The organism is Micromonospora sp. LZ34 (genome assembly GCF_052981855.1).
The window spans coordinates 110,929-134,158 of sequence record NZ_JBRIQN010000002.1 but is presented as its reverse complement, the minus strand read 5'-3'; the positions used below and the strand labels follow the sequence as shown (position 1 = coordinate 134,158).

Sequence of the window (23,230 nt, the reverse complement as noted above, 5' to 3'; positions counted from 1 at the left end):
CCAGGAGCGAGCGGGACGCCGTTCCGACCTACTCATTACGAGTTGCAGAACGGGCGAGCCGATGACCACGAGCGGTGCCAAGCTGCTGCGAGGACCCAAGGAGCCGCGGACAAACTTTCTGGAGCTGTTCTTCGACCTGGTGCTTGTCGTCGCGCTCGCCCAGCTCTCGCACGGGCTGATCCAGGATCTCCGGTGGAGCGGCGCCTTCCAGACGCTGGTGCTGCTGTTGGCCATGTGGTGGGTCTGGACCATGACAGCGTGGACAACCGACCTGTACGACCCGCGACGGCCGGCGATCCAGCTGCTGGTCACCGCGACCATGCTCGGCAGCTTGGTGATGGTGGTCGCGGTGCCCGACGCGTTCGGCGAGCGAGGTCTGGTCTTCGCGGGCACGTACGTCGCCATCCAGGTCGGCCGCCAACTCGTCCTCGTCCTCGCCCTGCGGGGCCACGAGGTGCAGCGCAGAAGCGTCCGGCCGCTGTTCTGGTTCGGTGTGTCCGCGGTGCCGTGGATCGCTGGGGCGGCCGTGCACGGTGCGGCGCGTGGGACGCTGTGGCACTGGCGGTGGCCGTGGACTACACGGCGGTCGCGTTCCGCTGGCCCATGCCGAGGCTGGGTCGCTCGACCAAGTCGGATCTGGGCATCCGGGGCTGTCGCAGGGGCCCCGGACCCGACCCGCGTCGGCTTCTCGGCGACATACTCCCACCCGATCATGGTGGCCGGCGTCGTCGTCACCGCCGTCGGCGTCGAACTCGTCATCGACCATCCACTCGGACACCCGCAACCGGCCTGGATCGCCGTCATCCTCGGCGGACCCGAAGGCTGTTGGCTGTGCCTCGCTGCTGCCCGGCATCTCGCTTACAGGCTGGTGCAGCCTTATCTGTGCCCGTCTGAGAACGGTCGTAGGCTCGGAGTGGCGTCCCTCCGAGGGCTCGTTCACCTACCGCCGTTCAAGCTCGTTGTTGTCAGCGTTGTTGTCGACCTCCGCTTGCCCCGCTCCGGGCAAAGGCCCGGCTGGGAGAGCCGGACACGACCTGGCGGCCCATGCCGGACCACCGGCAACGCGGGGACGGCCCGCAGTTCGTCGCAGTGCTAGGCTGCATCCCGGTTCGGCGCCCCGACGGGCGCCGGCCTCGCACCCGTCTCCGGACGGGTTCTGGCGTGACGAACTCGCTGGTGTGGTGCAGGTCATGAAGACCCGACCCGATCCACCGGACAAACGTCCCACAGGCGCGGCGAGACCAGCACGCAAGCGAAACAGAAGGGGCGATCTATAGCCTTGGTTCCCTGCGGGTGCCTCTTGATGGCGCCCCAGAACCAATCCATGCTGCGGAATGCGGCATCAACTGGTTCAAACACAAGGCACGATGGCTACCCGGTTCGCGAAAACCGCCATTCGCTACGAAGCCACATGGCCGCGATCAAGGAATGGCTTTCACGGCTTGATAGAAAATCTATGTTCAGCCGCGCTGCCGTTAGTCCCTGGTACCCGTAGCGCCCACTTTGGCCCCTTACCTGGCTCTCTATAGGGCAAAACGGAGCAGTTATGTCGGCATCCATCCCCTACACCGACACGGCAGCCATCCCATGTCAATGACCAGCCTCACGCTCTTTCGGTCCCGGGGCACGCTGGCCGACCTGATCTCCGGTCGCGGCAACGGCATCGGCCTGATACGGCTCTGCCTCGCCCTCGCCGTGGTGGTGTCGCATGCCAAGCCCCTCGGATTCGGCACCCACGACCTCGGCTATCAGCTTTTCGACCGGCAGACCAACGTCGGCACGATGGCTGTCTACGGCTTCTTCGTGCTCTCCGGTCTGCTGATCACTCGCAGCGGCAGGCGCACCGGGCTGATCCGCTACGCCTGGCACCGCTGCCTGCGCATCTTTCCCGGTCTCTGGGTGTGCCTGCTCGTCACCGCGCTGGTGGTCGCTCCGCTGGTCGCGCTCCGCGAGCAGGGATCCGTCGGTGGCATCTTCTCCGATTCGTGGAGCCATGGCGGGCCGCTGGCCTATGTGCAGGCGAACTGGTGGACGGGGGTGCGCCAGTCCGGCATCGGTGGTCTTTTCGCGGACACGACGCCGTGGGGTCGCAAGACCGGCCGCGGCATCTTCAATGGCGCCCTGTGGTCGTTGAAGTACGAAATGTTCTGCTACGTGGCGGTGGGCGTGCTCGCCGCCACTGCGGTGCTGCGCCAGGCCCGGCGGTTCGTGCTGTTCCTGACAATGGCGCTGTATCTGGGAATCGTCTGGGATTCGTGGGGTCCCGGCCATATCAGTGGCGGCGTCTCCGCGCCACTGGTCGGCGTGCTGCACATTCATTGGCTCGTATACCTCGGCTTCCTGTTCGCCGCCGGGGCCACCCTTGACCTGTATCGCGAGCGTGTGCCAATCAGCGACGGGCTTGGTGTCGGCTCGGCTGTGCTGCTCGGGCTGTCGCTGTTCTTCGGCGGCTTCTTCGTGGTCGGGCTGCCCGCCTTCGCGTACCTGCTGGTATGGCTGTCGGCGCGAATGCCGCGCCGACTGCACTGGGTGGGCCGTAGCAACGACTACTCGTACGGCATTTACATCTACGGCTTCCTGCTCCAGCAGGTCATGGCCAGCCTGGGCTGGAGCCGCTGGGGTTTCGTGCCGTTCGCGTTGATGTCGGTCGCGGCGGCTTGGGCAGTGGCGTTTCTGTCGTGGAAGCTTGTCGAGCGGCCGGCACTCCTGTTGAAGGACTGGACCCCCGGCTTCGCCGCCCGACGGCCCGGCCAGACTGCCGTGGGAACGCCGGGCGGCCCGATAGACGCCGCGACAGAGACCACCCGACAGCAGCCCCGTCAGACCGTAGTAGCGGGGCTACGAGGGGATGTTCCTCCTAGTACCTGAATCGTCACGCTGCATTTCATTCGCGCGGGAGCCGCGCCACACATCGTGCTGCCATCCCGTCTGCCGAGCGGATTGCCACCTTGGTGCCGCACCACTCGTCACCATGATGATCTACGCGCATGCCGCGATGGCGGAGCAGACGAAGGCCCTGCGTAAGCTCGGCGGGGCGTTCGGCTCGGTCGACTGATGTCAGAAATGGATGCCAAGCGCCCGCGCGGCCGTCAATCTACCGTCCTGCCCGGGCGGGTCCTGGCTGGTGAAGCTTTGGAGCCCCCGGCCGGGATCGAACCGGCGACATCTCGCTTACAAGCTCTGTGCGTCACGTCCGCACCCATCCGGCAACGGCTGCACGCTCGGAGCTTCGTCCGTGCTGGCGCTTGTCAGCGTGCCGCCGTCCGGCGGCGTTGCTGTCAGCGTTGCTGTCGACAGCCGTTCCGCCGGCGTCCCAGGCCGACCCCCGCTGTGGGAGTCGTCTTGGTCCGGTCCCCCACGCACGTATGTCGTCGCACAGGTGAGCCGAACCCGGGTGTGCAACGATGATCGGCATGTCGACTTCACGAAAGGGCAATGCCGCGTAGGCGCCCCGCACAACTGCGTGCCGACTCCATCTACCGGCGACCGCTTGACGGGTCAACCTCTGTCATCCCCGGGCTCTCGGTCCGGGGCTTAAAAGCCATCGCCTACCTCGAACGCACCCGCCTCTGGAACCAGGCTGTGTCTGATGCACTGCGGACCTGGTCATGGTTCGTGCGCCACCCATGGCATCGCTTGTGGGACCCGACCGCCGGCTGTGGGGTGATGGAGTGCTGTCCGAACCCGCCCGAGCTGCGCTGGATCCCGGACGTCGCCGTTGCGGTCCTGCCGCCGAAGGATGCCCGAACCCTCCGCAAGCAGATCGCAGCCCTCGATGAGCAGTGGTGACACGCCGCAAGCGCATCTCGTCGGGTCGGGCGTCTCCGACCCGTCGTTTACGACCCCCGTCGGGGGGATGCGGTCTCAAGCTGTTGGCTGCTGTCAGCTGATGACGGTCCGCGTCGGCGAGCAGGGGTCAGGCCTCGTCAGTTGACGTTCCGGACCGACCCGCATCGAGGCTCCTGCTGCCTTCTTGCTGCCTCGCTGCCTGACGTCTCCCCTTGATGCGGGTAGGTCCATACCGTCCTCCGCGGTATGGACTGGTAGACACCGTCCGGGCTCGGCTCACCTCGCTCTGCTTCGACTTGCCGCAGAACAGCCCATGACACTGGCACGGCCACCATCCCGGTACACGGCACGGCGACAAGCGAAAGCACGACCCACGGCCAATGACGCGGCGAGCGGACCAACGGCTTGCCGGCCGCCCGTCGGCGACCTGGCAGCGCTGGCCCCTCCCCTGGTCCCATACACGGCAACATATGCCTCTCGTGGTTTCCCAGCTAGCTAGTCGCGGGCGAGACGGTGGCGGCGGGGCGGCACGCGGGTGACGAGCTTGTCGGCACCGGCAAACCCGCTGACGTCCACGAGGCAGCCGTGCCGGACGTTGCCGAGCAGGGTCTCGCCCTCGCGTTGGATCAGCATGACGTCGGCGATCGGGAATGTGTGCACGGCGCCGTCCGCGCCGATCAGGTGGAACGCGTCGTCGCCGAGCACGAGCCGATCGGCGGCGCCGCGCAGCTTGCGCAACATCGACGGCTTGAGTACCTCGCCCCGCGGCGAGAAGTGGCTGACCGGGCACGTGATCCGGTTCATCCCATCGAGGTCGGGTTCGGTGCCGACCGGCACGACCACCATCGCGGAGGGCAGCCACGAAGCGGCCGCTGATCGCACGTCGGCCGGCGATAGCCGTGCGGCCGCAGCGATTTCCTCGTCGCCGAACTCGTCATACGTCCCGAAGAGCGCCTTCTTCGCCGCGTGATCGAGCGGAGCGGTGGCGAACGCCCGTTCGGCAGCGGCGAGCTGGCCCGCGCGCTCCAGCTTTTGCCGCAGTTCGGGGACAAGTTCCGGTGGATGCGCGAACCGCGTGATGATCTCCTCGATTTCTGCCCGCGCCGGCTCGTCGGCGGCCAGCCGGCGCAGTTCCTGCCAGAGGATCGGCACCGCGACCGCAGAGTCGCGCTGCCTGGCCTTTCCGTTCAGGTGGATGCTCATCCCGAGCTCGATATGATCCCCGCCGACCGGCGTGGACCACTCCGTCGCCCAACAATCGAGGCCGGCGTCCTCTATCCGCGCGTAGGCGCGGGTCCACAGCAGGTTCAGGATGAGAAAGGCCTCCGCGCCCGCCGTCGCGCTGAGCGCAATACCTGGGGCGACGACCTCGTCGGCGTACCAGGCGGGTCCTGACCCCGGCACGGGCAGGCTCGCGGCGTGCGTGGCGCGCGGACCGGCGGGCAGTCCCAGCCGCAGCTCTGCCGGCGGCGGCCCGGTAAGCGAGAGGACCGCGTTGCCCGCGGTGAAGTACCGCGCTACGTGGGCGCGTACCTCCTCGACGGTGAAGCGCGGGTAGTCGACGGCCGGCCAGCGCAGCAGCCCGGGGCCGGACGGGCCGAGGCGCCGCGCCATCAGCGAGCCCCACGGGTCGCGGCTCGCGTCCTCGATGTCGACACCGAGACCCACGATGCGGCTGCCAGGGTCGGCATGCGCCGCCGTCCGGGCCAGCCGGTCCAGCGGCACGTCCGCGATCAGGGCGCCGCACTCGGTGAGGTGCGCGGCGACCTCCGCCGGCGTACCGGATGCGATGAACTCCGTCTCCAACAGCCCGGAGTGCTCGTCCGCCTCCGTCGACGCGGCGGCGAGCACGAGCTGCTTCACCAGGTCGGTAAGTCCGATCTGGTCGATGTCCTCGTCGCGGGCACCCACGCCGAAGATCAGCCTTCCGGCGTAGTCGCCGGGCACGTCCTGCCAGAGGACGGCCACTGCGTCGATCTCGTCCCGATGCATGACGCGGATCGTATGCGCCCACTTCAATCGCCGGGCGCCTGCGGGTAGCGCCGGGCTGGCCGAAGGTCGAGACAGACGGCCGCGCCGACCGTTACCACCCCTGGCAGACAGGCCGCGGCGAGCGAACCCGCCGCAGAGCGCTAGCGGCAGCGGCCGGCGCGCGCCCAGGCGGCGGCGCGTGCGGCCCGTTGCGGGCCGCCTTGAAGACGTACAGAAAGTTTGAACCAACTTCGCCGGCAGCCGGTCGCCGGCAGCCGGTGTCGTACTCCGATTGACCCATGACGGTTTGACTTCACATGATGGGCGACATGATCAGTTGGCGTCGGCGTAGGCCGGCCTTCAGTGCCTCGGCAGCGCAGGACGACATGTGTCGACGCTTCGCCGTCGAGCCATCGCCGCCCGGCCAGGGGACGATGGTCGGCTTCGCACTCTCGCGTCCACGCGAGCTGGAGCCGCTCAACGCGCTGCGGCACCCGATCGCAGGCAGCAGCAACGGCTGGTTCGTGTGGCGCGGCCCGGCGATCCCGCAGGAAGACGAAAAGTTCTTCGCACCCTTGCATGTTGAGCACCTGGACGAATACGCCCCGCAGCTTGAGCCGTACCTTGCACTCCCGCCAGGCTGGGGCGTGGTGCTGGCACCCGACTACGAGGACGTCTGGTACGACGAGACTCTCCTCGACGTCTGACATCGGCACGACGAACCAGTTCCGCAGGCAGGTCAGCCCTAGCCGATCATGTAATGCATCATCCGACACAAATCCGTCACGCATCAACTGAAGCCCGGCATCGCCGGCAGCCGGCCTTGTCGTACTCCGGATGATGCGTTACACGTTGACTCCGCTTGATGGGTTACGCGATCCCCCGGCTCGCCGGCTACCGACTGTGAACCTCGGCGGTCTAGGACGAGGATGCGGCAACATCCGCTTCTGCCGATGAGAGTGTGGTCGAGGCGTTCGACCGGTCGCGTCCCATCGACGGCCGCTGCTAGCGTCACCGGCAACCGTTGAGAATGGAGTGCCGATGGTGGATCGGGCGGAGGTCGGTGGACGGCCGCGGTCGGTAACGATTGCAGTGACTCTGATGACCGTCGTGGCCGTCGGGTATCTCGCAGACGCGATGGCGGTCGCCGCTGGGGCAGCTGGGTACCCGGACCGTGTGCGGGAGGCACTGAACGCCTCCGAGGTCGACCCACGCGCCTTTGACGTTATCAAGCCATTGGCCTCGGCATTGCCCTACGTCGCGGCGTTGATCACCGCCGTGGCAGCACTGGTCCTACTGGGTATCGCGGCCTCGGTGCGTGCGGGGCACTTCGCGGGCCGCATCATCGCCTGGATCGCGATCGGTCTGTCCCTGATGTGCAGCTTCTGCGGTCTGGGTCAAGCTGGTACGCCCGCTTTCAGCGGAATCTTCTACGTGTCCGTGTTCACCCGTGACGCCTCCGGAACTAACACGTTCGTCCAGCGGTTGCCGGCCGCGTACCCGCCGGCCTATCAGTACCTCAGCGCCGGCTTTGCCCTCTTCGCGATGCTCGCCTTGATCGTCGTCGTCGTGCTGCTCGCGCGACCCTCAGCCAACCGCTTCTTCCGTCCGGTCAGACAGCTGGCACCGCCGCCAGCAACTCATTACCTGGCCGACTCGGCGCCAGCAACTCATTACCTGGCCGACTCGGCGCCAGCGCCGGTCGCTGGGGCAGCCCGTCCGATCATCGGCCAGATTTCCCAACTGTCGGTGCTGGTCGGGCAGCATCAACGCGGCGAGTTGACCGACGAGGAGTTCGCTGCGGCTCGCCAGCAACTGCTCGGTGGCCCCTGATACCAGCACGTCAGACATGCTGGTATCCACCCGGCGGGAGACGCAGCTGCGCGCCCTCAGGGTCACACTCGCACCTCCCGCCATCGGCCACTGCGCGGTAACGCCCGCACATGCCGCTGACCGCGCGCTGCTGGTGGGCACCATCCATCGCGCGCCCCGTCAGCAGGCGGCGGATCAGTCACGCGGTGTGACGACCAGGCATTACCAGCCGACGAACTGTCACCCATCAACTGGAATAGATGCGTAACGCATCAACTGGGTGCCTGACATCGCCGGCAGCCGGCCTGTCCGGTCTCAGGACCTACGTGACACATCGGTATCAGGACCTGCGTGACACTCCGCCGAGTGTTGGTGGATGAGCGTGGCGGGCTTCGCGGAGTCGGCTCTAAGCACAGCATCAAGAGCACCGGCGCCCGACCCCTGTCACCGAGTCGCGTCTGTCATCCTTCGCCGATGGTCAACGTGTCGATTCATCCCAGCGGCGATGGTGATCCCGCCGTTGTGATGGTGATGCTGCAAGCACCATCGTGGGAGTTCCACTTCTGGGCCCACCTCAGCGAGCTCACTCGCCTGCGGTCCATCCGCCACGCCGACTGGTCCGCCCGACGGGCATTGCAGATCGGCGACGCCGCCGGCATACCGGTGCACTGGGCCATCAACGATGACACCGTCACAGCCCTGATCGGCCACGACGACGAGACCTGGCACATCGCCTTCCTCATGCCCGTCGAGACGATCGACCGCCTCGCCGCCGAGGCCGCAGAGCTCTTGCCGGAACCGGACCCACCGACTCCCTACCCTGGCCAACTCGCGATCTTCTAGCCGGATGTGTCACGCACGTCCCGAGACTGATCTGTTACGGACGTCCCGTGACCCGACATGCCGGCAGCCGGCCGGTCGAACACTTGTTCGGTAGTGTCACGACATGGACGTGCGGGGGCACGAGAACGGGACCCTAGTCCTGTCGACCTACGGGCACCTGATGCCGGACTCGGAGGAGCGCACCCGCCGGGCGGTCGATGAGGCTTGGGGTTGTGCCCCCGGTGTGCCCCAGGGCAAGGCACCAACCTCCTGACCTGCGGGAACTGGCCGGGTTCAGACGTTGAAGCGGAACTCCACGACGTCGCCGTCCTGCATGAGGTACTCCTTGCCCTCGATCCGGACCTTGCCGGCCGCCTTGGCGGCGGCCATCGAGCCGGCCGCGACCAGGTCGTCGTAGGAGACCACCTCGGCCTTGATGAAGCCGCGCTGGAAGTCGGAGTGGATGACCCCGGCGGCCTCCGGCGCGGTGGCGCCGATCGGGACGGTCCAGGCCCGGGCCTCCTTGGGCCCGGCGGTGAGGTACGTCTGGAGGCCGAGCGTGCGGAAGCCGACCCGGACCAACTGGTCGAGGCCGGGCTCGTTCTGCCCGATCGACTCCAGCAGCTCGCGGGCCTCCTCCTCGGGCAGGTCCACCAGCTCGGACTCGATCTTGGCGTCCATGAAAATCGCCTCGGCGGGGGCGACCAGCGCGCGCAGCTCGTCGAGGAACTCGGCGTTGCCCAGCTCCGCCTCGTCGACGTTGAAGACGTACAGGAACGGCTTGGTGGTGAGCAGGTGCAGCTCGCGCAGGTGCTCCAGCTCGATGCCGACGTCCTTGGCACCCGCGTACAGGGTGACGCCGGTGTCGAGCAGCTCGACGGCCTTCTTGGCGGCGGTCAGCGCGGCGGCCCGGTCCTTGCGGAGCTTGGCCTCCTTCTCCAGCCGCGGCACCGCCCTCTCCAGCGTCTGGATGTCGGCCAGGATCAGCTCGGTGTTGATCGTCTCGATGTCGTCGGCCGGGGAGACCTTGCCGTCGACGTGCACCACGTTCGGGTCGGAGAAGGCCCGGACCACCTGGCAGATCGCCGAGGCGTCGCGGATGTTGGCCAGGAACGCGTTGCCCCGACCCTGCCCCTTGGAGGCGCCGCGCACCAGGCCGGCGATGTCGACGAACGACACCGGCGCGGGCAGCACCTTCTGCGAGCTGAAGATCTCGGCGAGCTTGTGCAGCCGCGCGTCCGGCAGCCCGACGACGCCGACGTTGGGCTCGATGGTGGCGAACGGGTAGTTCGCCGCGAGCACGTCGTTCTTGGTCAGCGCGTTGAACAGGGTGCTCTTGCCGACGTTGGGCAGGCCGACGATGCCGATGGTGAGACTCACGACGAGCCAGCTTACGCCGGTGACCGCCGGCCCGGGCGGCCGGTGCGGTGTCGCGCGCCGGGACGAATCGGATCTTGGTTGTAAAGGGCCCCTGGAGGGGCCCTTTCCTACCAGGATCTACAAGCTGACTCAGCCGAGCAGGCGCGGCGGGATCCCGGTCTCCCGCACGGTGCCGTCGTCGGCGCGGCTGACCTCGTACGCCGAGACCCCCTCGCGGTCCGCGACCGCCTCGACCAGCCGGCTGCCCCGGTAGAGCAGCCCGGTGCCGTCGTCGGTGCAGTGCGCGGTCGGCAGCGTGCCGTCGCCGACCAGCCGGTGCATCAGCGGCCGGCGCTGCTCCTCGCTGTCGTAGTGCACGCCGTTGCCGTAGGGCAGCCAGCCCAGTCCGTCGGTGAAGCCGCGCAGCGTGGTGCCGAAGCTGTCGGTGGCGCCACCGACGTGCCAGCAGATCGACCCGGCGGAAACGCCGCCCAGCACCACCCCGGCCGCCCAGCACTCGCGCAGGATCTCGCCGAGGCCGTGCACCCGCCAGACCGCGCAGAGGTTGGCGACGCTGCCCCCGCCCACCCAGACGACGTCCTGGGCCAGCAGGTGGGCGCGGACGTCGTCCACGTTCGGCATAGGGAACAGCGCCAGGTGCGACATTCGGAACCGGCTGCCGGCGAACGCCTCGTAGACCCGGGTCAGCGTGCTCGGCTGGTCACCCTCGGCCTGGTTGAGGAAGCAGATCCTGGGCTGCGACCCGGCGCCGGCCAGTTCGGCGGCGAGGTCGAAGACCGGGTTGACCCGGCGCGGCTCGCCGTCGCGGCGCGGCGCGTAGATGCCCATGCTGGTGGCGAGGATGGTCGGTTCGCTGGCGGGCACGGTCGTCCTTCCGTCGGGGCGGGCGCTGACCATCCTGCCCGAGACGGCGACGCCGGTGGCCGCCGGGCGCGGTCCGCGCGCCGGTCACCGTTCCCGGTCGGTGACCGCGCCCAGCAGCGTACGCAGCAGGTCGGCGAGGCGTTCCTGGTCCTCGGGCGGCAGCGCGTCGAGCACCTGGCGCTGCACGGCCAGCCCCGCCTCGGCGGCCTCCTCGATCAGGTGCCGCCCGGCCGGGGTCAGCGTGACCTGGAGCCCGCGCCGGTCCGCCGGGTCGGGCGAGCGGCGGACCAGCCCGGCCCGTTCCAACCGGTCCAGCCGGCCGGTCATCCCGCCGGAGGTGAGCATCATCGAGGCGGCGAGCGCCTTCGGCGCCAGGGTGTACGGCTCGCCCGCACGCCGCAGCGTGGCCAGCACGTCGAACTCTCCCCGGCTGATCGACCAGCGGGCGTAGGTGCGTTCCTGCTCGTCGCCGACGAGCCGGGCGAGCCGGTAGATCCGGCCGAACACGGCCATCGGCTCGGGCCGCAGGTCGGGCCGCTCGCGCCGCCACTGCTCGACGATGTCGTCCACGTCATCCCGCTGGGCCGCCTCCGGATTGTGCCGCACCCCGCACTTCCCCTTTCGCTTGCCCTTAAGTAGCTTAGCACTAAGCTACTTAGCGAGAAGCTAGCTTGGAGGGAACCGATGGACCGCCGCTGGGCCGACACCCTGCTCACCGCCGTCACCCCCATCACCTGGGGCACGACGTACCTGGTCACCAGCGAGCTGCTGCCGCCGGGCCGACCGCTCTGGTCCGGCGCGATCCGGGCCCTCCCGGCCGGTCTGCTGCTGCTGGCGCTCACCCGACACCGCCCGCACGGCGCGTGGTGGTGGCGTTCGGCCGTGCTCGGCGCGCTGAACATCGGGGCGTTCTTTCCGTTGCTCTTCTTCGCCGCCTACCGGTTGCCGGGCGGCACCGCCGCGGTACTCGGCGCCACCCAGCCGCTGCTGGTCGCCGGGCTGACCGTGCTGCTGCTCAGCGAACGGCCCCGACCCCGGGCACTGGCCGCCGCGGTGGCGGCGCTGGTCGGGGTGACCCTGGTCGTGCTGCGCCCGACCGCCGGGCTCGACCCGGCCGGCGTGGCGGCGGGGCTGACCGCCACCGCCGCGATGGGCACCGGCCTGGTGCTGACCCGCCGCTGGGGACGCCCGCCCGGGGTCGGCACGCTCACCGCCACCGGTTGGCAGCTCACCGCCGGCGGGCTGATGGTGGTGCCGCTGGCGCTGGCCGTCGAGGGGCGGCCCGCGGCGCCCGACCTGCCGGCCCTCGCCGGGTACGCCTGGTTGACGCTGGTCGGCACGGCGTTGGCGTACGCGCTGTGGTTCCGCGGCGCCGCGCGGCTGCCGGTCACCCAGGTTTCGCTGCTCGGGGCGCTCAGCCCGCTGACCGCCGCCGTGCTGGGCTGGGTCGCGCTCGGTCAGGCGATGACCGGCTGGCAGTTGGCCGGCTTCGCGGTGGCGGTCGGCGCCACCGTGGTCGGGCAGGTGCCACCCCGACGGGTGAACCGGCGCACCGGTCAGTCGCGGTGGGCGGGCCGGGGCTGGCGGGGGATCACGGCGGCCAGCCGCCCCGCGTCGGGCGCGGCGGGCAGCGGCTCGATCGCGGGTGGCGACCCGGTCGCCGGTGGGCCCACCGGCAGCTCCTCCGCGGTCAGCTCCCCGGGGGCCAGCTCGGCCGCGGCGGCCAGGGGCAGCGTGAAGCGGGCGCCGGCGGCCGGGCCGGCCGCGTACGACTCGCGGAGCATCCAGCGCACCTCGTCGGCCGTCCAGCCCAGCCCCGAGCGGCCGGCGATCTCCCGGACCAGGCGCAGGCCCACCCGGGTGTCGTCGTCGTAGAACCGCATGCACCAGTGGTGCACCCACATGCCGAGCGCGCGGCGCCCCGGGTCGTCGAGCGAACGGACGAGCCGGCCGCAGGCGGTGTCGCCGAAGGCCCGGCCCCGGTCACCGGCCCGGTCCCGTTCGATGGCGCCGACCGCGGCCGGGGCGACCGCGCGCATCCGGTCGTAGAAGCGCTGCACCACCGCCCGGTCCAGGGGGGTTTGCCCGTCCCGTGTCGACGCCGCTTCCCGACCCGCCACGCTCGCCATCGCTCGCACCCCTTCTTGAGTTGGTGCCGGGACGGTACCGGCCACAACCGACAGTTTCAGCGGCGGACGGCGGCCGGGCGGGTCCGCACCGCAGCCCGTCAGCGCCCGCCGTCGTCGGCACCGCCGGCCGGGCCGGCACCAGATCCGCCGAGCGACCTCCCTCGCCGCCGGTGCCCCCAGTCGATCAGGGGCTGGAGCACCGTCATCAGCTCCACGCCGTCGCCGGTCGGGGCGTAGCGGATCTGCACCGGGGACGTCGGGATCACCGTCCGCTCGATCAGCCCGTCGGCCTCCAGCTCCTTGAGCCGCTGGGCGAGCAGCCGGTCGGAGATCCCGCCCACCGCCGCCCGGTACTCGCCGAACCGGCGGGCGCCGCGCGCGGCGGCCAGCAGGATGGCCCCGGTCCACCGGCGGCCGACCAGTTCCAGCGCGTCCTGGAAGACCCGGCAGCCCGCGTCGTCGATCTCCTGGTAGGTCAGACCGATGGGCAGCTTTCGGTTAGTCACTTACCAATGATTAGCAGCTAACCTCGGGTTTGGCAAGCCGGCCCGGCGTACGCAGCCTTGTGCCCATGACCGATTACCACCAGCCGCTGACCTTCGGGTTCAGCCTCGATCCTTCAGTCGACAAATTCCGGGAAACCCGACAACTGGCGCAGGCCGCCATCCAGGGCGGACTGGACTACCTCGCCGTCCAGGACCACGCCTACCAGCCAAGCTACTTCGACACCTGGACGCTGATCAGCCACCTGGCCGCCGAGACGGAGCGGATCTCGTTCCTGACCGACGTCGCCGACCTGCAACTGCGCCCGCCGACCATGCTCGCCAAGTCGGCCGCGTCGCTCAGCGTGCTGACCGGCGGTCGGGTGGTCCTGGGCGTCGGTGGCGGCCCGAGTCCGGACGCCATCGCCGCCATGGGCGGCCCCCGGCGTAGCGGCCCGGCGACCGTGGCGTACACCGCCGAGGCGCTGCAGATCATGCGGCGGGCGTTGGCCGGTGACGCGGTGCGCTTCCGCGGCGACCAGCACAACGTCGAGGGCTACCAGGCCGGGCCGGTGCCGCCGGCCCCGGTGCCGCTGTGGCTGGGCGGCCAGCGACCGCGCATGCTCACCGTCGCCGGCCGGCACGCCGACGGGTGGATCTCGCCGCTGAACATCTACGTGCCGCCGGCCGAGGTGCCGTCCCGCCAGCAGATCATCGACGAAGCGGCCCGTGGAGCGGGCCGGGACCCGGCGGCGATCCGGCGGATCTACAACGTGATCGGCGCCATCGGCCCGTACCGCGGCGCCACCGGCCTCGTCGGCGACGTGCGCCACTGGGTCGACACGCTCACCGGATGGGCGACCGACCTGGGCTTCGACACCTTCGTCTTCTGGCCGGTCACGTCGCACCGGGCCCAGCTGGAGGTCTTCGCCGCACAGGTGGTGCCGGCCGTTCGCGAACAGGTACGTCAGCTCAGGGGGCAGCGATGAACCACCTGCGATCCACCCTGCCGGAGCAGCTGACCGGCAAGCTCGTCACGCCCGGCGACCGGCGGTACGCGATGCTCCGATCGACGTACACCACCCGGGCCAACCCGGCGGCGGTGCTGCTGCCGGAGAGCACCGCGGAGGTGGTGGCCGCGGTCCGCTACGCCCGGGAGCAGGCGCTGCCGGTGGCCGTCCGCAGCGGCGGCCACGGCCTGTCGGGTTCCTCCTCCAACGACGGCGGTGTGGTGATCGACCTGTCCGCGCTGAACCGGGTGGAGGTGCTCGACCGGCGCACCCGGCTGGTCCGGGTCGAGGCCGGCGCACGCTGGGCGATGGTCGCCCGGGCGCTGGCTCCGCACGGGCTGGCGATCAGCTCCGGTGACCACGGCAACGTCGGCGTCGGCGGCCTGGCCACCGGCGGCGGCGTCGGCTGGCTGGTCCGCTCGTACGGGCTGACCATCGACCACGTGCGCGCCGTCGAGGTGGTGCTGGCCGACGGGACGGTGCTGCGGGCGGACGCGGAGCACGAGCCGGAGCTGTTCTGGGCGGTCAGGGGCGCCGGCGCGGGCCTCGGCATCGTGGTGGCGTTCGAGATCGAGGCGGCCGAGATCCGCAACGTCGGCGTCGCCCAGCTCGCCGTCGAGGCCCGCCCGGACGGCGGCACCCTGCGGGAGTGGGGGGCCTACCTGGCCGAGGCGCCGCGGGAGCTCGCCACGGCGGCCGTGCTGTTCCCGTACGGGTCGTCGGCCGTCATGCAGATCACGGCCGTGGTCGCCGCGGAGAGCATGGGCCGCGTCCGGCCCGCCGTGCAGCCGCTGCTCGAGATCGGAAAGCTGCTGGACCACCGGACCGACCTGGTGCCGTACTCGGCCCTGGTGCCGCCGGCACACCTGCACCCGAACGTGGGGCAGCAGCCGTCACTCACCACCAACGGGCTGCTGCCCGAGATGGACGAGGCGGGTGCCCGGGCCGTCATGCGGGCGGTCACCGGCCCGCACCGCGCACTGGTGCAGCTGCGATCGGTGGGTGGCGCGGTCAACGACGTGGCGCCGGAGGCGACCGCGTACCCGCACCGGCACCAGAACACGCTCGTCGTCGCCTCGGTCTTCCCGCCGCAGGACGGGGCGGCGCTGGACGCGGCCTTCCGGGGCGTCGCCCGGCACACCGACGGGGCGTACGTCAACTTCGAGGCCCGGCCGGACCGCGCGGCGTTCGACCGGATCTACCCGGGCGAGACCGGCACCCGGGTGGCCCGGGCGTGGCGCTGGTACGACCCGGACGGCGTGTTCCGTCCGGCGCTGCTCGCCGAGCGGGCCGGTCAGCGCGGCGAGCGGCGCTGACCGGCCGGGCCGGCGGCGGGCGGCTCGCTCCGCCCGTACGGCCACGTCCGATTCCCGCGAGCCAGGGGCCGCGAGCAGGAGCATCATCGGTGTCGTGGAGTTGGACTTCGAACGGTGTTACCGGGCCGTCGACAGCCGCGACCAGCGGTTCGACGGCTGGTTCTACACCGGTGTGACCTCGACCGGAATCTACTGTCGGCCGTCCTGCCCGGCGACGACCCCGAAGCGGCAGAACGTGCGGTTCTTCCCGTCCGCCGCGGCGGCGCAGGGCGCCGGCCTGCGCGCCTGCCGCCGGTGCCGGCCGGACGCGGCCCCCGGCTCGCCGCAGTGGGACGTCCGCGCCGACGTGGTCGGCCGGGCGATGCGGCTGATCGCCGACGGGGTGGTGGACCGGGAGGGCGTCCCGGGACTGGCCGCCCGGCTCGGCTACACCGAGCGGCACCTGCACCGGATGCTGCGCACGGAGATGGGCGCCGGGCCGCTCGCGCTGGCCCGGGCGCAACGCGCGCAGACCGCCCGCACCCTGATCGAGACCACCGGCCTCGGCCTGGCCGAGATCGCGTTCGCGGCCGGGTTCGGCAGCGTCCGGCAGTTCAACGACACGGTCCGCGAGGTGTACGGGGTCGCCCCGTCCGAGCTGCGGGCCGCCCGGCGGCCGGCGCCGGGCGGGGCGGGCACGATCACGCTGCGACTGGCGTACCGCCCGCCGCTGCACGCCCGCGCGCTGCTGGACTTCCTCGCGCTGCGCGCGCTGCCGGGGGTAGAGGAGGTGCGCGACGGCACCTACCGGCGCGGCGTACGGCTGCCGCACGGCACCGGCGAGGTGGCGCTGACGCCGGCGGACGGGCACGTGTCGGCGACGCTGCGGCTGACCGACATGCGCGATCTCGCTCCGGTGGTGGCCCGGTGCCGCCGCCTGCTCGACCTCGACGCCGATCCCGCCGCGGTCGACCAGACCCTCGCCGCCGATCCGGCGCTGGCCCCGGCGGTCGCCGCCGAGCCGGGGATCCGCCTCCCCCGCTCGGTCGACGGCTTCGAGATGGCCGTCCGCGCCGTCATCGGCCAGCAGGTCTCGGTCACCTCCGCCCGCACCACCCTCACCCGCCTCCTCACCCACACCCCCTCCCCCGACGCCCACCCCGTTGATCATGAGGTTGACGGCGATGTCGATCTCCGAAACCACCGCCAACCCCATGATCAACACGTCGGAGCGGGCGGGTTGCGGGGGTTTCCGGGGGCGGAGGAGGTGCTCGCGCTGCCGGACGAGGCGTTCGGGATGCCCGCCGGGCGGCGGGAGACCATCCGGGCGCTCGCCCGCGCCGTCGCCGGCGGGGAGATCGACCTGGAACCGGGTGGGGACCGGACGGCCGCCGCGCGGGGACTGCTGGCGCTGCCCGGGATCGGACCGTGGACCGCCGGCTACGTGGCGATGCGCGCGCTCGGTGACCCGGACGTCCTGCTCCCCACCGACCTGGCCGTCCGCCGCGGCGCCGCCGCCCTCGGCCTGCCCACCGACCCGAAGACCCTCGACGCGTACGCCGAGCGCTGGCGCCCCTGGCGCTCGTACGCGGTGATCCGACTCTGGAGAGCAGCATGACCACGACCATCGACAGCACCGTCGTCACCACCCCGGCCGGACCGCTGAGCATCCTCGTCGACGCCGACGGCGCGGTCCGGGCGGCCGGCTTCACCGCCGACCCGCAGGACCTGCTCCCGGTGATGCACCCGAGCCTGCGGGCGCCGCTGCGTGACCGGGCCGACCTCGGCCCGGTCACCACCGCCGTCGCGTCCTATCTCGACGGTGATCTGACCGCGATCGACGGGGTGCCGGTACGGCAGCACACCGGCGGTGCCTTCATGACGCACGCCTGGGCGGTGCTGCGCGAGGTGAAGCCGGGCGAGCCGGTGACCTACACCGGGTTCGCCGGGCTGGCCGGCCGCCCGCTGGCGGTACGCGCCGCCGCGGCGGCCTGCGCCCGCAACGCGGCCGCGCTCTTCGTCCCCTGCCACCGGGTGCTGCGCACCGACGGGACGCTCGGCGGCTACCGCTGGGGACTGGACGTGAAGAAGTGGCTTCTCGGTCATGAGCGGCGGTTGACGGCAAGCTGACACCTGTCGATCCCATATTTGCCGCTACCGTCGGGTAGTGCCTGCGGAGAGCGACGGCAACCCGGCTCCCGAGGTCGCGGCCGGCCGCCATCCGCTGCACAACCTCTGGCGGCTGCGCCACTACCTGCGCCCGTACGCGGTCGAGTTCGGCTGGCTGCTGGCCGCCGCGCTGGCCGCCACCGGGGCCAGCATCGCGGTACCGCTGGTGGCGCAGCGGGTGGTCGACGGGCCGATCGCCCGGCAGGACCCGGCCGGCCTGTTCCGGCTGGCCGGGTTGGCCCTGCTGCTCGGCCTGGCCGAGGCGCTGCTGATCTTCGTACGGCGGTGGGTGCAGTCGTCCTCCTCAGTGGCCATGGAGGCGGCCATCCGGGCGGACGTCTACGCCCACCTGCAGCGGCTGCCGGCCAGCTTCCACGACCGCTGGCAGTCCGGTCAGTTGCTCTCCCGGATCACCAGCGACCTGTCGGTGATCCGCCGGTTCCTCTCCTTCGGCCTGTTCTTCCTGGTGCTCAACCTGGTCACCTACCTGGTCGTGGTGGTGCTGCTGATCCGGCTGCACCCCGCGCTGGGGCTGCTGGTGGCGGCCAGCGCGGTCCCGCTGCTGCTGATCAGCCGCCGCTTCGCCCGCGCCTACCACACCGCGTCCCGCCGGATGCAGGACCAGCAGGGCGACGTCGCCACGCTGGTCGAGGAGACCGCGCAGGGCCTGCGCACCATGAAGGCGTACGGCCGGGGGCCGGAGCTGGCGGCCCGGTTCGCCACCGGTGCGCGGGCCCTGCACGACACCGGGGTCGGCAAGGGGCGGCTGCTGGCCCGCACCTCCGCCAAGCTCGACCTGGTGCCGAACCTGACCCTGGGCACCGTGCTGGTGGCCGGGGCCGCGGCGGCCGCCGCCGGGGTGCTCACCATCGGCGAGCTGGTCGCCTTCGTCAGCCTCCAGCTGATGCTGATCTGGCCGGTGCAGTCGCTGGGCTGGATCATCGCCAACGGGCAGGAGGCGGCGACCGCGGCCGACCGGGTCCAGGAGGTGCTGGACACCCCACCGGCCATCCTGGACGCGCCGGGCGCGGTGGCCCTCCCCCGCGCCGCGGTCCGCGGCCGGCTCCGCTTCGAGCGGGTCTCCTTCCGCTACCCCGGGACCACGGCGCCGGTGCTGCGGGAGATCGAGCTGACCGTCGAGCCGGGCGAGACGCTGGCGCTGGTCGGCGCGACCGGCTGCGGCAAGAGCACGCTGCTCTCCCTGGTGCCCCGGCTGCACGAGGTGACCGGCGGGCGGATCACCCTCGACGGGCACGACCTGCGGCAGCTCCGGCTGGCCTCGCTGCGCCGGCTGGTCGGGGTGGCGTTCGAGGAGCCGACCCTGTTCTCCATGTCGGTCTGGGAGAACCTCACCCTGGGCCGGCCGGACGCCGGCGAGGACGAGGTGCGGGCCGCCCTCGCGCTGGCCCAGGCCGACTTCGCGTACGACCTGCCGTGGGGGCTGGCCACCCGGGTCGGCGAGCAGGGGCTGTCGCTCTCCGGCGGGCAGCGGCAGCGACTCGCGCTGGCCCGGGCGGTGCTCGGCCGACCGGCCCTGCTCGTCCTCGACGACCCGCTCTCCGCCCTCGACGTGCAGACCGAGGCGCTGGTGGAGGCGGCGCTGAAGCGGGTGCTGCGGGACACCACCGCGCTGCTGGTGGTGCACCGGCCGTCGACCATCGCCCTCGCCGACCGGGTGGCGCTGCTCGACGACGGCCGGATCGCCGCGGTCGGTCGGCACTCCGAACTGCTCGCCACGGTGCCCGCGTACCGCGCGGTGCTCTCCGCCGGGCCGGTGCCCGGCGCGACCGCCGAGCCGGCGCCCGGCGGCCGGGGCCTGGTGCGGTCGTGACCGCCGAGGCGGACCGGGACGCCGACGCGGCCGGGGACGACGGTTCGGCGCTCACCCGGTGGCGCGGGATCGCCACCGACCCGGACGCCGACCGCAGCCAGGCCGAAGAGGCCACGCCCGAGGCGGTGGCCCGGCTGCGGGCCCGCAGCCGGCTGCTGCTGCGGGACCTGCTCCGCCCGCACCGGCGCCGGCTCGGCGCGGCGGTCACGCTGCTGCTGAGCCAGAACGCGGCCGCGATGGCCGGGCCGTACCTGGTGATGCTCGGCATCGACCGGGCGATCCCGCCGCTGCGCGCCGGCGACGCCGGCCCCCTGGTCGCGGTCGCCGGCGCGTTCGGCGTCGCCGCCGCCGTCGAGTACCTGGCCCGGCGCGGCTTCCTCACCCGCTCCGCCCAGATCGGCCAGGCCGTCCTGCTCGACCTCCGCCAGCGGGTGTACGGGCACTTCCTGCGCCTGCCGGTGGCGTTCCACGAGCGGTACACCTCCGGGCGGATGGTCTCCCGGCTCACCAGCGACCTCGACTCGATCGCCGAACTCGTCGACGGCGGCATCGACAGCCTGGTCCTCGCCGTGCTGTCGATCGTGTCGGTGGCCGCCATCCTGCTCTGGCTGGACCTCCCGCTGGCCGCCGTGACGCTGCTCGCCTTCCCGTTCCTGTTCTGGCTCTCCCGCTGGTTCGCCCGCGCCTCGGCCGGCGCGTACCGGCGCACGCGTGAGGCCATGGCGCTGGTCATCGTCCACTTCGTCGAGTCGACCCGAGGCATCCGCGCGGTGCAGGCGTTCCGCCGGGAGCCGCGCAACCAGCACATCTTCGCGGCGGTGAACGACGACTACCGGCGGGCCAGCCGGGACGCGTTCCGGCTGATCGCGACGTACTCACCGGGGATCAAGGTGATCGGCAACGTCACCGTGGCGGTGGTGCTCTGCTACGGCGGCTGGCGGGTGCTGGGCGGCGCGACCGGGATCGGCGTACTCGCCGCGTTCCTGCTCTACCTGCGGCGGTTCTTCGAACCGATGCAGGAGCTGAGCCAGTTCTACAACTCGCTGCAGTCGGCCACGGCCGCGCTGGAGAAGCTGGCCGGGGTGCTCGACGAGCGACCGGCGGTGGCCGAGCCGGCCCGGCCCGTGCCGCTGCCCGCCGGGCCGGAGCGCGGCGCGGTGGCGTTCCGGTCGGTCACCTTCGGCTACCGGCCGGAGACACCGATCCTCACCGAGCTGGACCTCACCGTCCCGGCCGGGCAGACCGTCGCGCTGATCGGCCCGACCGGGGCGGGCAAGTCGACCATCGCGAAGCTGCTCGCCCGGTTCCACGACCCGCTCACCGGCTCGGTCCGCCTCGACGGGGTCGACCTGCGGGAGGTCGCCGACGCGGAGCTGCGCCGCGCGGTGGTGCTGGTGACCCAGGAGACCCACCTGTTCGGCGGCACGGTCGCGGAGAACATCCGCTTCGGCCGGCCGGCCGCCGACGACGCCGCCGTCGAGGCCGCCGCCCGGGCGATCGGCGCGCACGACTTCATCGCCGCCCTCCCCGACGGGTACGCCACCCAGGTGCACCGCCGCGGCGGCCGGCTCTCCGCCGGGCAGCGGCAACTGGTCGCGTTCGCCCGGGCCTTCCTGGCCGACCCGACGGTGCTGATCCTGGACGAGGCGACCTCGTCGCTGGACGTGCCGACCGAGCGGCTGGTCCAGCACGCGCTCGGCACCATCCTGCGGGACCGGACGGCCCTGGTCATCGCGCACCGGCTCTCCACCGTGGAGATCGCCGACCGGGTGCTGGTCCTCGACGGCGGCCGGATCGTCGAGGACGGCCCGCCGGCACGGCTCGCCGCCGCCGGTGGCCGGTACGCCACCCTGCACCGGCAGTGGCGGGAGTCGCTGCTCTGATCCGCACGGCCGCACCGCGGAGTGGGCCGCGCCGGCCGCCGGCGCGGTGCCGGGCCCCGCGGTGATCATGCGAGCCACTAGACTCCCCTGGTCGAGGGGTCGGGCCCGGCCCGCCGCTCGACAAGGCACCGCCGAGAACACGGGGAGGTCACGGCGTGCGAATCCGACGACGGGTGATGATCGCCGGGGTGGTGGTCGCCGGCCTGCTGGGCGCGGCGGGCGTGGCCCTGGCACCGGACGGCGCGGACCCGACACCGGTCGCCGCGACCGGAGCGCCGGCCGGCACCGCGGAGGTGCCGGCGGACGAAGCGGCCGGCGCGGAGAGCGGCCTCGGCAGCCGACCCGGCGCCAGCGGCGGCGCACGCCGCCCGGCGCAGACCGCCGCCCGGCCGGCCGGCGAGGTCGCCCGGGACACTCCCGCCTCGATGTCCTACCTGCGCGACCGCTATCGGGTCGACCGGGACGAGGCGGCCCGGCGGCTCGCCCTCCAGGAACTCTCCGCACCGCTCGCCGAGCGGCTCGCCACCGAGTTCCCCGACCAGTACGCCGGGATGTGGCTGGACCAGGCCGGCGGCGGCGTGCTCACCATCGCGGCCACCGACCCGGCGCCGCTGCGCGCGGCGGTGGCCGACCTGCCGGACGCGGCACACGTCAAGGTGGTGCCGGTGCGGCATTCGCTGCGCCAGCTCACCGCCGGCGCGACCAAGCTCGCCGGCGCCCTGGACGCCGCCGCCGGCAGCGACGTGGTGGTCGACGTGCAGACCAACGAGGTCGCGGTGCTCACCGGCGACGTAATCGAGGCCGACGACCCCCGGCTGGCCGACGCGCTCGGCGCGGCCGGGGTGCCGGCGAAGGCGCGTACCCGGCTGCCCGCGGGCACGGTCCAGAAGGCGTGCGACCCCCGCTACTGCGCGAAGGCGCCGATGCGCGGCGGGATCCGGCTCGACGTGCCCCGCGACGACGGCACGGTGGGCGGCTGCACCTCCGGCTTCAACCTGCGCGCCCGCTCCGGGGCGTACTACGTGCTGACCGCCGGGCACTGCGTGGTCGGCGGCCGGCACCAGTTGCAGGACCGCACCTGGCACCAGTTCCTCGGGCCGAAGGTGCCGGTCGGGGTCGAGTCGACCAGCCCGGTGCTGGCCGAGAACGCCGCCTTCCCCATCGACTACGCGGTGATCCCGTATCAGCCGGGGGCGCTGGACCGCTGGGCGTACCCGCGCCGCACCACCACCGACCCGCTCAACCTGGTCAACTACTGGTGCGTGCCGGACAATCCGCGCTGCACCGACGAGCAGGGCAGCCGGGACGTGCCGGTGACCGGATACGTGGCGGCGAGCGCGATCCACGTCGGCTGGATCGTCTGCGCCACCGGGTCGGCGTACACGCCGAAGGCCGGTGAGACCTACGTCGACTCGGGGGCCGGCGCGGGTTACGTGCCGGGCACCCGGTGCGGGGAAATCTTCAGCAAGGGCAGCGGCGGGATCGACGTACACATCTGCGCCCGGCCGGGCGACAGCGGCGGGCCGCTCTTCACCGAGTCGGACGGCAAGGCGCTGGGCATCCTGTCCGACGGCGACCCGGGCCAGGGCGCCTGCACCAACCCGACCGAGCGCAACTACTACGCGCCGGTCTCCACCATCCTCGACCGGGTGAACGCCCGCACCGGGCTCGGCTTCCAGCTCCCCACCCGGGCCCCGCTGCTCGGCCCGATCGTGCCGTAGCCACCGATCCCGCCGCTGGCCGCCGGGCCGGCGGCGGGAAATCGGTCGCGGCGCGCGGGATAAGCCGTGGTC

16 protein-coding genes and 4 pseudogenes are annotated in these 23,230 nt (G+C 71.9%); 14 read left to right on the top strand and 6 right to left on the bottom strand.

All coding sequences use genetic code 11. From position 1 onward, the window contains the following. Positions 1–61: 61 nt before the first annotated feature. Together ACVCAH_RS02915 and ACVCAH_RS02910 are read left to right on the top strand one after the other, a co-directional pair. Positions 62–1,096: a low temperature requirement protein A gene (locus tag ACVCAH_RS02915; protein ID WP_447134473.1), complete on the top strand. Its 1,035-nt coding sequence runs from the start codon at positions 62–64 to the stop codon at positions 1,094–1,096. 497 nt (positions 1,097–1,593) lie between these two features. Beyond that, positions 1,594–2,868 carry an acyltransferase family protein gene (locus ACVCAH_RS02910; protein ID WP_447134472.1) on the top strand — a complete coding sequence of 425 codons (1,275 nt, stop codon included), beginning with the start codon at positions 1,594–1,596 and terminating at the stop codon, positions 2,866–2,868. Positions 2,869–4,284: 1,416 nt separating this feature from the next. Here ACVCAH_RS02910 and ACVCAH_RS02905 read toward each other — a convergent pair. After that, positions 4,285–5,736, bottom strand: coding sequence for a hypothetical protein (locus ACVCAH_RS02905; RefSeq protein WP_447134471.1), 1,452 nt, complete (start codon positions 5,734–5,736; stop codon positions 4,285–4,287). Between the two features lie 344 nt (positions 5,737–6,080). Here ACVCAH_RS02905 and ACVCAH_RS02900 point away from each other — a divergent pair, with 344 nt between their 5' ends. The 3 genes from ACVCAH_RS02900 to ACVCAH_RS02890 all read left to right on the top strand — a co-directional run bounded on the left by ACVCAH_RS02900 (position 6,081) and on the right by ACVCAH_RS02890 (position 8,415). Then, entirely contained in the window at positions 6,081–6,467 is a 387-nt protein-coding gene (locus tag ACVCAH_RS02900; protein WP_447134470.1) for an immunity protein Imm33 domain-containing protein, read from the top strand. Positions 6,468–6,861: 394 nt separating this feature from the next. Next, positions 6,862–7,593: an SHOCT domain-containing protein gene (locus tag ACVCAH_RS02895; protein ID WP_447134469.1), complete on the top strand. Its 732-nt coding sequence runs from the start codon at positions 6,862–6,864 to the stop codon at positions 7,591–7,593. A gap of 453 nt (positions 7,594–8,046) precedes the next feature. Further along, entirely contained in the window at positions 8,047–8,415 is a 369-nt protein-coding gene (locus tag ACVCAH_RS02890; RefSeq protein ID WP_447134468.1) for a hypothetical protein, read from the top strand. Between the two features lie 273 nt (positions 8,416–8,688). Here ACVCAH_RS02890 and ychF read toward each other — a convergent pair whose 3' ends face one another. The 3 genes from ychF to ACVCAH_RS02875 form a co-directional block, all read right to left on the bottom strand. Next, positions 8,689–9,774, bottom strand: coding sequence for a redox-regulated ATPase YchF (gene ychF / locus ACVCAH_RS02885; protein WP_447134467.1), 1,086 nt, complete (start codon positions 9,772–9,774; stop codon positions 8,689–8,691). A gap of 129 nt (positions 9,775–9,903) precedes the next feature. Beyond that, complete coding sequence (locus tag ACVCAH_RS02880) at positions 9,904–10,638, bottom strand: Type 1 glutamine amidotransferase-like domain-containing protein (protein WP_447134466.1); 735 nt, start codon at positions 10,636–10,638, stop codon at positions 9,904–9,906. Between the two features lie 84 nt (positions 10,639–10,722). Further along, a complete protein-coding gene (locus ACVCAH_RS02875) occupies positions 10,723–11,244 on the bottom strand; it encodes a MarR family winged helix-turn-helix transcriptional regulator (RefSeq protein WP_447134465.1) in 522 nt (173 codons plus the stop codon). A gap of 78 nt (positions 11,245–11,322) precedes the next feature. On the opposite strand from ACVCAH_RS02875, the pseudogene ACVCAH_RS02870 reads away from it, so the two are divergent. Further along, positions 11,323–12,093, top strand: a pseudogene (locus ACVCAH_RS02870) (EamA family transporter); the annotation flags it as partial. A gap of 242 nt (positions 12,094–12,335) precedes the next feature. On the opposite strand, the pseudogene ACVCAH_RS02865 reads toward ACVCAH_RS02870, so the two are convergent. Then, positions 12,336–12,767, bottom strand: a pseudogene (locus tag ACVCAH_RS02865) (hypothetical protein); the annotation flags it as partial. A 98-nt stretch (positions 12,768–12,865) separates the two neighbouring features. Then, on the bottom strand, positions 12,866–13,273 hold the full coding sequence (locus ACVCAH_RS02860; RefSeq protein WP_447134464.1) for a winged helix-turn-helix transcriptional regulator: 408 nt from the start codon (positions 13,271–13,273) through the stop codon (positions 12,866–12,868). A gap of 65 nt (positions 13,274–13,338) precedes the next feature. Between ACVCAH_RS02860 and ACVCAH_RS02855 the strand changes: the two genes are divergently transcribed. From ACVCAH_RS02855 to ACVCAH_RS02820, 8 genes and pseudogenes are all read left to right on the top strand, one after another. Further along, entirely contained in the window at positions 13,339–14,238 is a 900-nt protein-coding gene (locus ACVCAH_RS02855) for an LLM class flavin-dependent oxidoreductase (protein WP_447134463.1), read from the top strand. Then, a complete protein-coding gene (locus ACVCAH_RS02850) occupies positions 14,235–15,575 on the top strand; it encodes an FAD-binding oxidoreductase (RefSeq protein WP_447134462.1) in 1,341 nt (446 codons plus the stop codon). The genes ACVCAH_RS02855 and ACVCAH_RS02850 overlap by 4 nt, the downstream gene beginning before the upstream one ends. 94 nt (positions 15,576–15,669) lie before the next feature. Continuing rightward, positions 15,670–16,693: pseudogene (locus ACVCAH_RS02845) on the top strand (bifunctional transcriptional activator/DNA repair enzyme AdaA); the annotation flags it as partial. A 92-nt stretch (positions 16,694–16,785) separates the two neighbouring features. Beyond that, positions 16,786–17,172, top strand: a pseudogene (locus ACVCAH_RS02840) (DNA-3-methyladenine glycosylase family protein); the annotation flags it as partial. Then, on the top strand, positions 17,169–17,684 hold the full coding sequence (locus ACVCAH_RS02835) for a methylated-DNA--[protein]-cysteine S-methyltransferase (protein WP_447134461.1): 516 nt from the start codon (positions 17,169–17,171) through the stop codon (positions 17,682–17,684). The pseudogene ACVCAH_RS02840 and the gene ACVCAH_RS02835, both read left to right, overlap by 4 nt. A gap of 37 nt (positions 17,685–17,721) precedes the next feature. After that, positions 17,722–19,554, top strand: coding sequence for an ABC transporter ATP-binding protein (locus ACVCAH_RS02830; RefSeq protein WP_447134460.1), 1,833 nt, complete (start codon positions 17,722–17,724; stop codon positions 19,552–19,554). Beyond that, positions 19,551–21,437 (top strand): ABC transporter ATP-binding protein, encoded by a 1,887-nt coding sequence (locus tag ACVCAH_RS02825; protein ID WP_447134459.1) that lies wholly within the window; start codon positions 19,551–19,553, stop codon positions 21,435–21,437. Before ACVCAH_RS02830 ends, ACVCAH_RS02825 begins: the two co-directional genes overlap by 4 nt. 155 nt (positions 21,438–21,592) lie before the next feature. Continuing rightward, positions 21,593–23,158: a S1 family peptidase gene (locus ACVCAH_RS02820; RefSeq protein ID WP_447134458.1), complete on the top strand. Its 1,566-nt coding sequence runs from the start codon at positions 21,593–21,595 to the stop codon at positions 23,156–23,158. The last annotated feature ends 72 nt before the right edge of the window (positions 23,159–23,230 follow it).

Coding starts and splice junctions, on each gene's coding strand:
- ACVCAH_RS02915 (WP_447134473.1), top strand. CDS start 62: ATGACCACGAGCGGTGCCAAGCTGCTGCGAGGACCCAAGGAGCCGCGG.
- ACVCAH_RS02910 (WP_447134472.1), top strand. CDS start 1,594: ATGACCAGCCTCACGCTCTTTCGGTCCCGGGGCACGCTGGCCGACCTG.
- ACVCAH_RS02900 (WP_447134470.1), top strand. CDS start 6,081: ATGGGCGACATGATCAGTTGGCGTCGGCGTAGGCCGGCCTTCAGTGCC.
- ACVCAH_RS02895 (WP_447134469.1), top strand. CDS start 6,862: ATGACCGTCGTGGCCGTCGGGTATCTCGCAGACGCGATGGCGGTCGCC.
- ACVCAH_RS02890 (WP_447134468.1), top strand. CDS start 8,047: ATGGTCAACGTGTCGATTCATCCCAGCGGCGATGGTGATCCCGCCGTT.
- ACVCAH_RS02855 (WP_447134463.1), top strand. CDS start 13,339: ATGACCGATTACCACCAGCCGCTGACCTTCGGGTTCAGCCTCGATCCT.
- ACVCAH_RS02850 (WP_447134462.1), top strand. CDS start 14,235: ATGAACCACCTGCGATCCACCCTGCCGGAGCAGCTGACCGGCAAGCTC.
- ACVCAH_RS02835 (WP_447134461.1), top strand. CDS start 17,169: ATGACCACGACCATCGACAGCACCGTCGTCACCACCCCGGCCGGACCG.